The organism is Cellulomonas sp. McL0617 (assembly GCF_049994875.1).
In the GTDB taxonomy this organism is placed as follows: Bacteria; Actinomycetota; Actinomycetes; order Actinomycetales; family Cellulomonadaceae; genus Cellulomonas.
In genome coordinates this window covers 265,742-279,400 of the sequence record NZ_CP188256.1, presented here as the reverse complement: position 1 = coordinate 279,400, position 13,659 = coordinate 265,742, and the positions used below count along the sequence as shown (strand labels likewise).

The 13,659-nt window shown below is 71.7% G+C and carries 11 protein-coding genes; all 11 read right to left on the bottom strand.

Annotated features, from left to right (window positions below):
• Positions 1-69 precede the first annotated feature (69 nt).
• Positions 70-1,209 carry a DNA polymerase III subunit delta' gene (locus tag ACPPVS_RS01310; protein ID WP_426594147.1) on the bottom strand — a complete coding sequence of 380 codons (1,140 nt, stop codon included), beginning with the start codon at positions 1,207-1,209 and terminating at the stop codon, positions 70-72.
• A complete protein-coding gene (tmk, locus tag ACPPVS_RS01305; RefSeq protein ID WP_426594145.1) occupies positions 1,206-1,865 on the bottom strand; it encodes a dTMP kinase in 660 nt (219 codons plus the stop codon). Before tmk ends, ACPPVS_RS01310 begins: the two co-directional genes overlap by 4 nt.
• Positions 1,866-1,895: 30 nt before the next feature.
• Complete coding sequence (locus ACPPVS_RS01300; RefSeq protein ID WP_426594143.1) at positions 1,896-2,900, bottom strand: Gfo/Idh/MocA family protein; 1,005 nt, start codon at positions 2,898-2,900, stop codon at positions 1,896-1,898.
• A gap of 67 nt (positions 2,901-2,967) precedes the next feature.
• Positions 2,968-4,404 (bottom strand): DUF222 domain-containing protein, encoded by a 1,437-nt coding sequence (locus ACPPVS_RS01295; protein WP_426594142.1) that lies wholly within the window; start codon positions 4,402-4,404, stop codon positions 2,968-2,970.
• A 198-nt stretch (positions 4,405-4,602) separates the two neighbouring features.
• The gene (gene topA, locus ACPPVS_RS01290) at positions 4,603-7,350 is read right to left on the bottom strand and encodes a type I DNA topoisomerase (RefSeq protein ID WP_426594140.1); all 2,748 of its coding nucleotides are present in this window, start codon (positions 7,348-7,350) and stop codon (positions 4,603-4,605) included.
• 119 nt (positions 7,351-7,469) lie between these two features.
• Entirely contained in the window at positions 7,470-8,471 is a 1,002-nt protein-coding gene (locus ACPPVS_RS01285; protein WP_426594138.1) for a phosphatase PAP2 family protein, read from the bottom strand.
• Between the two features lie 48 nt (positions 8,472-8,519).
• Positions 8,520-8,960 (bottom strand): hypothetical protein, encoded by a 441-nt coding sequence (locus ACPPVS_RS01280; protein WP_426594136.1) that lies wholly within the window; start codon positions 8,958-8,960, stop codon positions 8,520-8,522.
• A 287-nt stretch (positions 8,961-9,247) separates the two neighbouring features.
• Positions 9,248-10,354 (bottom strand): ABC transporter ATP-binding protein, encoded by a 1,107-nt coding sequence (locus ACPPVS_RS01275; RefSeq protein ID WP_426594134.1) that lies wholly within the window; start codon positions 10,352-10,354, stop codon positions 9,248-9,250.
• Positions 10,351-11,445 carry an ABC transporter permease gene (locus tag ACPPVS_RS01270; RefSeq protein ID WP_426594132.1) on the bottom strand — a complete coding sequence of 365 codons (1,095 nt, stop codon included), beginning with the start codon at positions 11,443-11,445 and terminating at the stop codon, positions 10,351-10,353. The genes ACPPVS_RS01275 and ACPPVS_RS01270 overlap by 4 nt, the downstream gene beginning before the upstream one ends.
• Before the next feature lies 1 nt (position 11,446).
• On the bottom strand, positions 11,447-12,427 hold the full coding sequence (locus tag ACPPVS_RS01265; RefSeq protein ID WP_426594130.1) for an ABC transporter permease: 981 nt from the start codon (positions 12,425-12,427) through the stop codon (positions 11,447-11,449).
• Positions 12,424-13,575, bottom strand: a complete 1,152-nt coding sequence (locus tag ACPPVS_RS01260) for an ABC transporter ATP-binding protein (protein WP_426594128.1) — start codon at positions 13,573-13,575, stop codon at positions 12,424-12,426. The genes ACPPVS_RS01265 and ACPPVS_RS01260 overlap by 4 nt, the downstream gene beginning before the upstream one ends.
• Positions 13,576-13,659 lie beyond the last annotated feature (84 nt).

Here is a 13,659-nt window from a genome sequence, read left to right as displayed (position 1 = left end):
GACGGCCCGTGGGAGTCTCGCGGAGATTGCTGGGAGACCCGCCCGGTCCTACGACGCGCGTCCAGGCCGTCAGCCCTGCGGGCGCAGGGCCACGGCCATCGCCTCGACCGCGAGCAGCGGCGCGACGTTGCCGCCCAACCGGGTGCGCGCCTGACCGACCGCGTCCATCCGCCGCAGCGTCTGCTCGGCGGTGCTCGACTCCGCGAGCGCGCGCACCGACGCCTCGTGCTCCACGTTGACCAGCTCGACGCCCGCGCCGAGCTGCACCACGAGCACGTCCCGGTAGAGCGAGAGAAGGTCCACCATCGCGCGGTCGAGCACGTCGCGCTGCGCACGGGTCGCGCGCCGCTTCTGCTCCTCCTCGAGCTGCTTGACCTGGGCGCGCAGCGACGGTGGCAAGGTCGCGGCTCCCTCGGCGCCCATGGCGTGCAGCAACTCGGCGCGTTCGTGCGCGTCGCGCTCCTCCGTCGCCGCCTTGGCGTCGGCCTGCGCGGTCTCGACGAGCTCCCCGGCGGCGAGCACGGCGTCGCCGACGCCACGGATCTTGGCGGCGATGCCCAGAACCGCCGACCGTCGGGCACGCGCCTGCGGGTCGCGCGCGAGCCGACGGGCGATGCCGACGTGGCTCTGGGCCGCGCGCGCGGTGATGACGGCGACGGCCGGGTCGATCCCGTCGCGCGACACGAGCAGCGCCGCGACCGCGTCGACCGGCGGGACCCGCAGGGCCACGCTGCGGCAGCGCGACCGGATGGTCACCAGCACGTCCTCCTGGCTGGGCGCGCACAGCAGCCATACCGTGCGGCCTGCCGGCTCCTCGATCGCCTTGAGGAGCGCGTTCCCGCTGGTGTCGTTGAGGCGGTCGGCGTCCTCGATGATGATCACGCGGAAGCGCCCCTGCGCCGGGCTGCGCTGGGCGAGCTCGACCAGCGGCCGCGCGGTCTCGGCCCGGATGAAGACGCCCTCGGTCGCGACGACCGTGACGTCCGGGTGCAGACCGCGCAACGTCGTCGTGCAGTCGTGGCAGACCCCGCAGCCGCCGGTCGCGCACTGCAGCGCCGCCGCGAACGCGCGGGCGGCGTTGGAGCGACCGGACCCCGGCGGGCCCGTGAGCAGCCAGGCGTGCGTCATGGCCGACGGGTCCGAGATGGCGGTCCGCAGCACCTCGACTGCGGGCTCCTGCCCGACGACGTCGTCCCAGACGCTGGTCACGCGAGGCTCCTGCCCGAGGGGACGTCGCCGAGGGCCGTGACCCGCGCTCGGATCGCCTCCGCGAGGTCGTCCACGGGCCGCGTGGCGTCCAGCACGAGCCAGCGGCCGGGATCGGCGCTCGCACGCGTCAGGAACGCCGCACGGGTCCGGCGGTGGAACTCGTCCCCCGCACGTTCGAGCCGGTCGGGCTCACCCGTCAGCCGTGCTCGCCCCGCGACCGGGTCGAGGTCGAGCAGCACCGTGAGCGCCGGAAGCAGGCCGTCGACGGCCCACATCGAGAGGCGTTCGACCTCATCGGCACCCAGGTCCCGCCCGCTGCCCTGGTAGGCCACCGACGAGTCGAGGTACCGGTCGGTGACGACGACGGCCCCGCGCGCGAGGGCAGGCCGGACCACCGATGCGACGTGGTGCGCGCGGTCGGTGGCGTAGAGGAGGGCCTCCGTCCGCGCGTCGACGTGGTCGCCGTGCAGGACCGCGTCGCGCAGCTGGACGCCCAGGTCGGTGCCGCCCGGCTCGCGCGTCAGGACGACCTCACGGCCGAGCCCCCGCAGCCACGCACCCAGCAGGCGGGCCTGGGTGGACTTGCCGGCGCCGTCGCCGCCCTCGAAGGAGACGAACAACCCGTGGGGGCTGGAGGTCGGCGAAGGCTCGGTCACGTGCGTCAGGGTAGCCGCCGCCGGGGACACTCACTCCCCCGGGTAGACCACCCCGACCTGCGCCCGGACGGCGTCCATCGTGCGCATGACCTCGAGCGTGTTGTCCCACGTCATGCGGGGGCTCTCGACCTCGCCGAGCGCGACCCGCCGCGCGACCTCGGCGGCCTCGAACTGCAGACCCTTGACGCCGGGCTTCTCGAACGTCCAGACGCGGCCGTCCAGACGCTGCACCCGGAACGAGGTGGTCCCGTAGAAGTCGCCCGCGACGCTGATGCGTCCCTCGGTGCCGGAGATCTCGGCGGTCGTCGGCGACTTCGCCCACAGGGTCGTCATGAGGGTGGCCTGCGTGCGCTCGCCGTACGTGAGGGCGATCGAGATCTGCCCGTCGACACCGGTCTGCGTCAGCTGGCCCACCGCCTGGATCGAGTCCGGCACCCCGAGGAAGTCGTGCGCGAACGAGACCGGGTACACCCCGAGGTCGAGGAGCGCGCCGCCGGCCAGGTTGGGGTCGAACAGGCGGCTCTTCGGATCGAACGCGAAGTGCTGCCCGTGGTCGGCCGAGATGTTGATGATCTCGCCGATCTCACCGGCGTCGACGACCTGGTGGAGCGCGTCGACGTGCGGCAGGAACCGCGTCCACATCGCCTCCATGACGAACACGCCCGCAGCTCGGGCCGCCGCGAAGATCTCCTCCGCCTCGGCGGCGTTGCGCGTGAAGGCCTTCTCGACGAGCACGTGCTTGCCCGCCGCGATCGCCAGCAGCGCGTGCTCGCGGTGCTCCGAGTGCGGTGTGGCGACGTAGACGGCGTCCACCCGCTCGTCCTCGACCAGCTGGCGGTAGCCGACGTGCACCGTCGGGATTCCGTGTGCGGTCGCGAACTTCTTCGCGCGGTCGCCGTTGCGCGAGCCGACGGCGACGAGCTGCGCACGGGTGTGCGAGTTGACCGCCGACGCGAAGACGGCGGCGATCCCGCCAGCACCGAGGATGCCCCAGCGGATCGGAGGTGCGGTGCGGGGGTCCTCGGTACGTGCCATGGCGACAACCTAGCGCGCACCGCCGGGGCTGTCCGCCGGGCCCGGCTCCAGGTGACGTCCGTCGACCTCAGGGCGCCCGGAGCGGTTGACCGTGTCGATCCGTGAACCTCCACCGTCCGCCGTCGTCGCGACGGATCTCGATGCCGGCGTCGTGGACGCTCTCGTGGTGCGCCCAGCAGAGCAGGCACCCGGTCTCGACGTTGGTCTCACCACTGTCACGCACCCAGTGCTCGACGTGGTGGATCTCCGACATCGCGGGCGGCGCGTCACAGCCCGGGTACCGGCAGTGCAGGTCACGCGCGATGATCGCCCGGCGCTTGTGCCCGCCGTAGGTCCGCTCCGTACGCCCGACGTTGAGCACCTGCGACTGAGGTCCGAACACGACGCGCGTGATCTGGCTGTCGCAGGCGAGCCGTGCCAGCACGGAGTCCGGGATCGGCCCCGTCCCGATCAGCTCAGCGACCCCGAACCGCTCGGTGTCACCGACGACGGCGACAGTGCTGGCCCTCTCGCCGCCCTCGGACCGACCGGCACCCGCCGCCGCACCGAGGGCCGCAGCTGCCTCTGCGCCGTCTCCTCCGGCGTCGAGACCCTCGCCGACGGTCCGCGTGAGCTGACCGGGCCGCCGGGTGGCCACCGCCCGCGTGAGCGTCTCGAAGTCCACGACCGCCGTGATGTGCGGCCGGTGCGCGCCCGTCGCGCCCGTGAGGTCGCGGTCGAGGACCGTGCGGACCAGGTTGGTCAGCGCTCGTGCGCGCTTTCGACCCGCTGGCTGGCCGGCGTGCTCGGCGGTGCGTTTGGTCATCGCGTCGAGCGCAGCCCGCAGAGCGTGGCCATGCTCGGTGGTCAGGAACCCGGCGAGGTGACATCCGTCGGTGGTATCGGCCAGGTCCAGGAACTCGCGCTCGTCGGCCTCCCGGTAGCCGCGTTCGTCGGCCGCAGGATCGGCACGCGCAGCCCAGCGCCGAGCGAGCATCCGCAGCCGGCCCACCGGCAGCTCTCGCGCGTGGTCGACCAGGAACTCCTCACCGCAGTCCTCCGCCGACGCGCTCAGCGCCGACCGCCGGGCGGGCGTCGTGGTCACGGATGCCAGGGCATGCGCCGACTCGAGACCGATCACGCCCTCGACCGCGGCGCCGGCCGCGATCGGCAGGTCGTCCCGGAACGCCCGGCCGAGGGTGACCATCCGCCGCGCCTGGCCGTGCGACAGGCGTCCCGTCGCCGCGACCCACGACGTGATCGACCCCCCACCGCCGTCGAGCGCCCACCACCCGTCGGCCTCGACGACCGGCACGAGTCGCGCGGCGACGGCCGAGAGCCGACCTGCCAACATCAGTGCCTCGCGCACGGCACCCGCGGCGTCGGCACCGTCGAGACGCCCGGCAACCGTCGGGTCGGCCAGGCCCGCGAGCGCCTCGACCGAGGCTGCCAGCTCGGCCAGCACGCCGTGGACCGGGTGGCTCGGCGTCGGAGGGCCGGACGCGTTCGTCGTCGAGTTCGTCACGCGCACACCCCCTGGCTCGTCGCTCGGGCGGAATTGCCCTACGACGAATCATTCCAGGGACCACTGACATTCACGGGAAAACGCACAAATGCCGCGGGACCAAAGGAGTGTCATCCACGGACACAAAGGAACAATGTGTCCAGCCGCCCACAGCCCACATTCGGCGAGCGTCAGAGAATGGCGGCGAGAAAAGCGCTGTTACTTCTTGGTCGCAGCCTTTTTCGCTGCAGCCGGTGCCTTCGCACGAGCCGTCGTCGCGCGACGAGCCGGCGCCTTCTTCTTGGCGGGAGCGGACGCCCGCTTCTCCGAGAGCAGCTCAACGGCCTGCTCGCGCGTGATCGTCTCCGGCGTCAGGTCGCGCGGCAGGGTGCGGTTGGTGACCCCGTCGGTGACGTAGGCCCCGAAGCGCCCTTCCTTGACCGTGATCGGCTTCTCGGACGTCGGGTCGTCGCCCAGCTCGCGCAGCGGCGGGGCCGACGTCGCGCCGCGCCCGCGCTTCGGCTGCGCGTAGATGGCCAGGGCCTCGTCGAGGGTCGTGCTGAAGAGCGCCTCCTCGGAGGCGAGCGTCCGGGAGTCCGTGCCCTTCTTCAGGTACGGGCCGTAGCGGCCGTTCTGCGCGGTGATCTCGGCGCCCGACTCGGGGTCCACGCCCACCACGCGGGGCAGCGACAGCAGCAGGAGCGCGTCGTCGAGCGTGATCGAGGCCAGCGACATCGACTTGAACAGCGACCCCGTGCGCGGCTTCGGAGCGGCCGCCAGCGCGCGCTTCTGCGCCGCCTGCGACAGCGAGGTGTCGATCTCGGGATCCGGCAGGACCTCGGTCACGTACGGCCCGTAGCGGCCGTTGCGCGCGACGATCGGCGTCCCGGCGACGGGGTCCGTGCCCAGCACCTGGTCACCCTCGGGCTGCGTCTCCAGCAGCTCGCGGGCCTTCGCGACGGTCAGCTCGTCCGGCGCCAGCTCCTCGGGCACCGAGGCCCGGCGCGGGTTGCCGTCGTCGCCGGGCTCGGCCGCCGAGTCCTCGAGGTAGGGGCCGTAGCGGCCCACCCGCAGGACGATGCCCTCGCCGATCGGGATCGAGTTGACCTCGCGGGCGTCGATCTCGCCGAGGTTCGCGACGAGGTCGCGCAGACCCTCGCCCTCCTCGTTGCCGGAGCCGTCGCCGAAGTAGAACCGCGACAGCCAGGCCACCCGGTCCTTGTCCCCCGCCGCGATCGCGTCGAGGTCCTCCTCCATCTCGGCCGTGAAGTCGTAGTCGACCAGCCAGTCGAAGTTCTCCTCGAGCAGCCGGGTCACCGCGAACGCGAGCCACGACGGGACGAGCGCCTGCCCGCGACCGGTCACGTACCCGCGGTCCTGGATCACGGAGATCGTCGCGGCGTACGTCGACGGGCGGCCGATCCCCCGCTCCTCCAGAGCCTTGACCAGCGACGCCTCGGTGAAGCGCGGCGGCGGCGAGGTGCGGTGCCCGTCGGCGGTCAGGTCCGACGCCGTCAGCGGGTCGCCCTCGCTCATCGACGGCAGCCGCGCGTCGCCCTTCGACTCGTCGGCGGTCGACGAGTCCGTGTCGTACCGGGAGACGTCGCGACCTTCCTCGTACGCGGCCAGGAACCCGCGGAACGTGATGACGGTGCCGGACGCGGAGAACAGGACGTCGGTGCCGTCGGAGGCCGTGGCGCCTAGGCGGACGGACGCGGTCTGCCCGCGGGCGTCGGCCATCTGCGAGGCGACCGTGCGCTTCCAGATCAGCTCGTACAGCCGGAACTGGTCACCGGAGAGCTCACGGGCGACCTGCGCCGGCGTGCGGAAGTGGTCACCGGCGGGTCGGATGGCCTCGTGCGCCTCCTGGGCGCCCTTGGCCTTGCTCGTGTAGACGCGCGGTGCGTCGGGCACGTACTCGGGCCCGTACAGCTCGGACGCCTGCCGGCGGGCGGCCGAGATGGCCTGCGCGCTCAGCGACGAGGAGTCCGTACGCATATAGGTGATGTAGCCGTTCTCGTACAGGCCCTGCGCCGTGCGCATGGTCTGCCGGGACGCCATGCGCAGCTTGCGCGAGGCCTCCTGCTGCAGCGTCGAGGTGGTGAACGGCGCGGCGGGACGGCGGGTGTACGGCTTGGTCTCCAACGAGGCGACCTCGAAGGACGACTCGGACAGGTTGGCGACGAGGGCCGTCGCGACCGCCTCGTCGACGTGCGCGACGTCCGCGGACTTCAGGGTCCCGTCGTCGGCGAAGTCGCGGCCCGAGGCAACCCGTCGGCCGTCGACCGACGAGAGTCGCGCGGAGAAGGAAGGCTCAGCGGTGTCGGCGACCGCAAAAGAACCGGTGATGTCCCAGTACTCGGCGGCGACGAACGCCATCCGCTCGCGCTCACGCTCGACGACGAGCCGCGTCGCGACCGACTGCACGCGGCCTGCCGAGAGCCCCTGGCGGACCTTGCGCCACAGCACCGGGCTGACCTCGTACCCGTACAGCCGGTCGAGGATGCGGCGGGTCTCCTGCGCGTCGACCAGCCGGTCGTCCAGGTCGCGGGTGTCGACGAGGGCGCGCTGGATGGCCTCGCGGGTGATCTCGTGGAACACCATGCGCTTGACCGGCACCTTGGGCTTGAGCTCCTGCAGCAGGTGCCAGGCGATGGCCTCGCCCTCGCGGTCCTCATCGGTGGCCAGGAAGAGCTCGTCGGAGTCCTTCAGCAGCTTCTTGAGCTCGCTGACCTTCTTCCGCTTGTCGGCGTCGACCACGTAGTACGGAGCGAAGCCGTTGTCGACGTCGACCGCGAACTTGCCGAACGGGCCCTTCTTCATGTCCGCGGGCAGCTCGGACGGCTGCGGGAGGTCGCGGATGTGCCCGACGCTCGCCTCGACGTCGTACTCGTCGCCCAGGTACCCGGCGATCGTGCGCGCCTTCGCAGGCGACTCCACGATGACGAGCTTGCGCCCTGCAGACATCCGTTCGGCCTTCCTCAGACTGCGCGGCGTCGGTTGACACCGCACCTAGTGCACCGCTGGGGACTCTACGGCGTTCCGTCAAGCCTCCGGCAATCCGCCCGTGTTCCGGGAGTCCCTACCTACGCGTAACTCCCAGGTGGGCGAGTCGATTGCACATCCGTTCCGACGACGCCCGGCCGAGCCGCCGCAGCCTGCCGCAGGACGAGCATGATCGCGAAGGCGAGGCAGGACGCCATGAGGGCCCCCGCGGCTCCGCCGAAGTACGCGGTGAGCTGGTCCGCGCGGCTCGTGAGCTCGTTGCGGTTGTGCCAGGTGTGCGAGATCGCCACGGCCGCGGCGCCCCCGGCGGCGACGCCGACGACCACGAGCACGGACACCACGGCTCGCATGGTCGCGGGTGTGGCGTCGCGGTCGGCCTCGCGACCCGTCGGGATCCGCAACGCCCCGGTCGCGGTGGGCACCCGGGGCGGCGTGAGCGCCACCAGCGCGCACGCGATGGCCGTCCAGGCGAGGACCACGAGCACGGCGGCGACCACGTCGGACGGCCGGTGCCACTGCCCGATGAGCGTCGAGACGCCCGTCGCCGTCGTGTAGGCCGCCCCCAGGACCGCCGCCCACGGCCGCACCCGCGGGGGCACGACGAGCAGGAGCGCCGCCGAGATGGAGGCCGCGGCCGTCGTGTGGCCGCTGGGCAGCGTGTTCCCGTAGCTGGCCTCGACACCGAACCAGGTCTGCTCGAACACGTGGTTCTTCAGCACCTGCGTGGTGAGGTTGGCCCCGATCATCAGGACCGCGACCTGCACGGCGAGCGACCAGCGGCGACGCAGCGCGGCGATGAGCATGGCCGCGATCAGCACCGTCGCGATGAACCCGACCGACACGACGTCCAGCACGTGCTCGGCCACCCGCCACAGCTGCGTCTGCCCGTAGCGGGCACCCTGCAGCGCGGCGTTGTCCACCTCCTGGCCCGCCAGCGTGTCGACGAACACCCGCCACAGCAACCAGACCCCGACGAACGAGAGCACCGCGACCAGCAGCGAGACCACCACGACGCCGGTCCGTCGGTCGCGGACGACCGGGACCGGACGCACCGGCGCGCGCAGGACGGGGGCATCGCTCACCGCACAACGGTAGGTCACCGCGCCGAGCGGCCTCGCCGCGGCAGCGGCTCAGCGCGGGACGCCGACCGGCGTCGGCTCGCCCTGCGCGACGACGACCGCGTGGGTGCAGGTGCCCAGCTGCGCCCTGACCTCGTCGTCGGCGTTGATGCACAGCAGGCACCCGCCGCGCCGCTCGAGCTCGATCGCCGCCTCGTCGATCACGTCGGCGGCGTGGTGGCTGCGCAGGCTCACGGCCCCGAGGTCGAGGACGACCATCGACGCGCTGGCCGACAGCGCGTCGAGCAGCGCCCGCAGCCGCACCACGTCGGCGCGCCCGAACGAGCCGGCGGGTCGGACGTTCGCAGTGAGCCACGGCTCCTGCCAGGAGAAGGACGCGTCCGGGGCGCTCTGCGGCTCGAAGGTCCGGCCGAGCTCTCCTACGGTCATGGTGCTCATCGCGTGCCTCCCGGCGTCGGCGAGCGGGTGGTCGTCCACGGGCTCGGGAGCCACTTCACCCACCTGGCCTGTGGAACACCTGGACGTGGGCGCCTCTTGACCTGTGAGAGACCTTCGCGACGAAAGGCCGGCGGCAACGGCGCGCCGCTCATGAACGGCACGATCGCGCCCGCGGAGCCCGGACAGCACAGGCACTCGCCAGCGCCCGGTCTCCGCAGGCTGACCCGTCCTGACGCACGCTCACGCGAACCGGCCCGCCCTCGGTGGCGACACGGTCGTCGACGGGCGACGACCGAGGCGGATGCCTCCGAGGACGGACCGGGGGATCAGCGGAGAACGGGTTACCGGACGGACAGCTCCACGGGCACCGGGACCGGCTGGAAGCCGGCCGCGGCGACCGCCGCCGGGTCGTGCCGCAGGCAGGCGACCTGACGACGCGGGTCGTCGCCGGGGACGGCCGGGACCACGAGCTCCGGGTGGACCGTGGCACACGCGTCGAACGCGTGGGCGCACCGGTCCCGGAACGGGCAGCCGGTGGGCCGCTTGGCCAGGTCCGGCGGCGAGCCGGGGATGCCGCCGAGCTCACGCCGCGGCCCGCGCAGCGGCGGGAACGAGTGCAGGAGGGCGTCGGAGTAGGGGTGCCGTGGACGCCGGTAGACGTCCTGCGCCGCGGCCTCCTCGACGATCTCACCGGCGTACATGATCGCGATGCGGTCCGCGATCTCGATGAGCAGCGAGACGTCGTGCGTGATGAAGATGACCGAGAACCCGAGACGGTCGCGCAGCTCGGCGATCTGCTCCACGATCTGCCGCTGCATCACGACGTCGAGCGCGGTGGTCGGCTCGTCCATGATCAGGACCTGCGGGTCCAGGGCCAGCGCCATCGCGATCATGACGCGCTGGCGCATGCCCCCGGAGAGCTGGTGCGGGAACGAGCGCAGACGGTCGGGCGAGATGCCGACCATGTCCAGCAGGTCGGCCGACCGCTCCGCGGCCTCGCTCTTCTTCATGGCCGGCAGGTGCGCCAGCAGGGCGTCGGAGATCTGCCGCCCGATGCGGTGCACCGGGTTGAGCGAGTTCATCGCGCCCTGGAACACGATCGCCATGTCCTGCCACCGCGAGGCACGCAGGTCCTGGTCGCTCATGGCCAGCACGTCGACCTGCGAGCCCGAGCGGTCGGTGAACACGACCTCGCCACCCGTGATCATGCCCGGCGGCGGCAGAAGCCGCGTGGCCGCGTAGGCGAGCGTGGACTTGCCGCAGCCCGACTCGCCGGCCAGGCCGAGCACCTCGCCGCGGTTCAGGGTCAGCGAGACGTCGCGCAGGACGTGCGTCGGGTTGGCGTCGAAGCCGTAGTCGACCGACAGGTTCTTGATCTCGAGCACGGGCTCCGCGACGCGGCCGACCTCGCCCGGCGTCCAGACGGATCGCGTGGGGACGGCGCTCATGCTCGGTCATCCTTCCTGCTGTGCCCGCTCGGATGGTGTCCGGTCGACGGAGCGATGTTCTGCACGGTGAGCTGTTCGGACTCGGTCACCAGCTCGGTCGTGCGCTGTCCGCCCGTGGCCTCGTACACCACCGGTGTGAAGCCGATGCGGGGCCGGATGCCGCGCTTGCGCAGGCTGCGGGCGTTCAGGCCGACGCTGCGCAGCCGCGGGTTGACGAACTCGTCGATACCGAAGTTGACGAGCGTGAGGGCCATACCGACCAGGGCGATGCACAGACCGGCGGGCACGAACCACCACCAGGCGCCACGCTGCAGCGCGAGGTTGTTCTGGGCGCCGTACAGGATAGTGCCCCAGTTCCAGTCGTTGGGGTCACCGATGCCGATGAAGGCCAGCGTGGTCTGGGTGAGCACCGCGAACACGACGGTCGCGACGAAGCCCGAGGCGATGATGGCCGTCAGGTTCGGCATGATCTCCGCGGTGATGATGCGCCACGTGCTCTCCCCGCTGGCGCGCGACGCCTCCACGAAGTCCCGCCGTCGTAGCGACAGCGTCTGCGCACGCAGGACGCGCGCGCCCCAGGCCCAGCCCGTCACCGCGATCACCGCCGCGACCGTGACCCCACCGACCGACGGCAGCTGGCCGGCGATGATGATGATGAGCGGCAGCTGCGGGATGACCAGGAAGATGTTGGCCAGCATGGACAGGCCCTCGTCACCGATCCCGCCGATGTAGCCCGACGTCACGCCGACGAGCACCCCGATCGCCGTCGCGCCGATGCCGGCGATCAGGCCGACGATCACCACGCTGCGGGTGCCGAAGATGATCTGCGACAGGATGTCCTGGCCCAGCTGGTTGGTGCCCAGCCAGTGCGCGCCCGACGGCGCCTGCAGCAGGTCGGCGCTCAGGGCACCGGGCGGGTAGGGCACGATCCAGGGCCCGATGATCGCCAGGATGCCGAAGAACGCGAGGATGACGAACCCCGTCAGGGACTTCGCGTTGCGCAGGAAGACGAACCGCTGCTTGCCGGAAGTGGTGGTCTCCGCGGTCGTGACGTCCGGGGTGTCTTCCAGGAGAGTCAGGTCGATGGCCATGTCAGCCCTCCTGCCGGGTCCGCGGGTCGAGCGCGGCGTAGACGAAGTCGGCAACGATGTTGGCGACGAGGACGGCCATGGTGATCACGAGGAAGCAGCCCTGCATGAGCGGGTAGTCGTGCGTGGACACCGCGGTGAACAGGATGTAGCCGATGCCCTGGTAGGAGAAGACCATCTCCATGATCAGGGTGCCGCCGACGACGAACCCGAGCGACAGGGCGAAGCTGGACACCTGCGGCAGGATCGCGTTGCGCGAGGCGTACCCGCTCTTCACGCGCCGCTCCTTGAGGCCCTTGGCCTGCGCGACGGTCACGTAGTCCTCGGAGGACACGGTGACCATCATGTTGCGCATGCCGAGGATCCACCCGGACACGGACGCGACGACGATCGTCATCGCCGGCAGGAAGCCGTAGTAGATGACGGAGCCGATGAACTGCAACGACCAGCTGGGCACCATCGAGCGGTCGTAGCTGCCGCTGGAGGGGAACCAGCCGAGACGCACCGAGAACACCGAGATGGCGATCAGGGCCAGCCAGAAGTACGGCACCGCCGAGAAGAAGGCCGAGATCGGCAGCGCCGAGTCCGCCCAGGTGCCGCGCCGCCAGCCGATGGACCGGCCGATGAGCGTGCCGAGGGTGAAGGCGATGATCGTCGCGACACCCACGAGCCCGACCGTCCAGGGCAGCGCCTGCTTGACGATGTCGAAGACCGGCGTCGGGAAGAACGTGAACGAGCGGCCGAGGTTGCCGTGCAGGATCAGCTGCCAGTAGTTGAGGTACTGCTGCCACAGCGACTGCGTGTCGTCCAGGCCCAGCAGCACCCGCAGCGCGTGCTCCGCGTGCGAGTCCATCTGCCCCTGCAGGCGGCCCATCAGCGCGGTGACCGGGTCGCCCGGCATCATGCGCGGGATGAAGAAGTTCAGCGTCACGGCCGCCCAGAAGGTGACGATGTAGAAGATGATGCGGCGCACCATGAACCTCATCGGGGGCCCTCCTGGTCAGGGGCTGCGCTGCTCAGACCGGCGTCAGCGTGGGCGACCGCCTCGACGTCGATCGTCGGGCGCTGGCCGTAGGCGTCGAGCACGGAACCGAGCTGCGGACGGTCGGGACGGTCGGAGTAGCCCCAGCACGCTGCCTTGCGCCCGACCCCGACCTCCATGAGCGGCGGGAGCTCGCTGCGGCAGACGTCGTTGGCGAACGGGCAGCGCGGGTTGAACCGGCATCCCTCGGGGGGCGTGACCAGGCTGGGGGCCTCGCCGCGGGCGCCCCGGGCCCGGGCGTCGAGGTCGTCGGGGTCGGGTGCCGACCGGACCAGCAGCTGGGTGTACGGGTGCTTGGGGTCCTGGGTGACGGACTCGCTGTCGCCGCTCTCCACCACGCGGCCCGCGTACATCACCATCGTGCGGTCGGCGAAGTAGCGGGCCGACGCGATGTCGTGCGTGATGTAGAGGATCGCGATCTGCAGGCGGTCGCGCAGGTCACGCAGCAGGTTGAGGATGCCGAGGCGGATCGAGACGTCGAGCATCGAGATCGGCTCGTCGGCGAGCAGCACCTGGGGGTTCGCGGCCAGGGCGCGCGCGATCGCGACGCGCTGGCGCTGGCCGCCCGACAGCTCGTGGGGGAACTTGTCGATGTACCGCTCCGACGGGCGGAGGTTGACGCGGTCGAGCAGCTCGTCGAGCGCGTTCTCCAGGTCGTCCCCGCGCAGGCGTCCCCGGTGGATCTTGAGGCTGCGCGTCAGCGTGTACCGCACGGTGTGCACGGGGTTCAGCGACGCGAACGGGTCCTGGAAGATCATCTGGACCTTCGACACGTACCGCCGGAAGCCGGCGCGGCTCGTGGTCTTGGCGTCCTCGCCGTTCAGCAGGATCTGGCCGTCGGTCAGGCTCATCAGCTGCGCGAGCAGCCGGGCGATCGTCGACTTGCCGGAGCCGGACTCGCCGACGAGGGCGACGACGCGCCCGCGGTGGAGCTCGAGGTCGACGTCGTCGACCGCGTGCACGACCTTCTTCGAGCGGAACCCGCGGACGGGGAAGTACTTGCGGATCGACACGGCCTGCAGGACCGGCGTGTCCGCCGGGGCGGCGCCGTCGCCGCGCTCCTGGGTCGGACCTTGCGTGGGGGCAGTCATCAGCTCACCTGGGGGGAGAAACGTGCGTCAGGGCGGGCGGTGCCCGCAGGTGCGGTGGGGAGGAGTCCCCACCGCACCCGCGGT